This is a genomic window from Microcoleus sp. S13_C3 (assembly GCF_036700905.1).
Lineage (GTDB): Bacteria > Cyanobacteriota > Cyanobacteriia > Cyanobacteriales > Microcoleaceae > Microcoleus.
Genome location: NZ_JAUBPT010000373.1, coordinates 1 through 1,004 on the forward strand (window position 1 = coordinate 1; position 1,004 = coordinate 1,004).

Consider the following 1,004-nt stretch of genomic DNA (forward strand, 5'->3'; position numbering starts at 1 on the left):
TCCTGTTCTGAACCCATAACTCTGAGCATGGAAAGTTGCTTCGTGTGCTGGCTCTAGCGCGTATTTTGCGAGGCATTGCCACGCTCTATCGGCGATAGTTGGTATCTTAAGGAGGCGGGTACTCCCATCCTTTTTAGGGATTGGTATTGAACGTAACTTCTGGTGTTTCCAGTTGTTACTCTTGGCTCTGAGTTCTTCACCCAAGGCAAACCTTTCCTCAAATGTGAGTGAGGCTTTTCCATCGATTCCCGCAGTCTTTTTGCCAGCATTTAGTTGAGTTACTTGACGTATTGCCAACATTCTTGCAGCCCGAGATTTCAGAATTAGCTTTTGAAGGGACTTCGCTTTCCGCTTGTCTCCAACTTGAATCGCTTTATACACTCGCTTTTGTAGGCGAAATAAGTCCCGTCGGAATTTCTTCCAAGGTAACGTCTTCCAAGATTCACTAACATTGCTGTTGTGTCTAATCATGCTCTTCTCTAGTTTGTGTACTCTGAACACCTCAGACCAATTACGGTCTGTCCTACCCGAACTAAGGGGGTTCCGCTGCTCGTCTAGCCTACAAAGGGTTCGACTTCCCCTTGACCCTTAGTCCGTTTTTCTTCGTTCCCTCGGTTAGATTGATTGTTCCTTTAGGTGGAGCCAATTTAACTACTGGATTCCCTGGACTCTTGCCGATATTATCAATCATTCGACGGGAATGAACTCCAGTGGAGTCGGGATCTTGGTCTGTGTCCCGCTCTTAGATAAGTTACTTTTCTAGGCTCTTTTTCACCATTGGAACCCCCCATTAGCGCCAGTGTCATCCCACATTAGATGTCTGATTGCGCCCTGTTCCCAGCTTCACTCTCCGAGAATCGAGCTCGGTCGGTGTGGGCAGGTAAGGAGTCATACCTGAGTCTGGCAGAAGGGACTTGCACCCTTATCAGACCGAGAGTTCAGCCTTGTGGCTGGAAACGCTATGTACGGGCTTTCACCGTGATTTACGTTTCAACGAATCGCAC

General features: G+C 47.8%; 2 protein-coding genes. One reads left to right on the forward strand and one right to left on the reverse strand.

What is annotated here, in order from left to right; genetic code table 11:
* Window positions 1-471: reverse transcriptase N-terminal domain-containing protein (locus QUA16_RS36805; RefSeq protein WP_333109813.1), on the reverse strand; the 471-nt coding region annotated here is incomplete at its 3' end.
* Between the two features lie 345 nt (window positions 472-816).
* Between QUA16_RS36805 and QUA16_RS36810 the strand changes: the two genes are divergently transcribed.
* The coding region (locus QUA16_RS36810; RefSeq protein WP_333109814.1) for a hypothetical protein at window positions 817-1,004 on the forward strand (188 nt) is incomplete at its 3' end.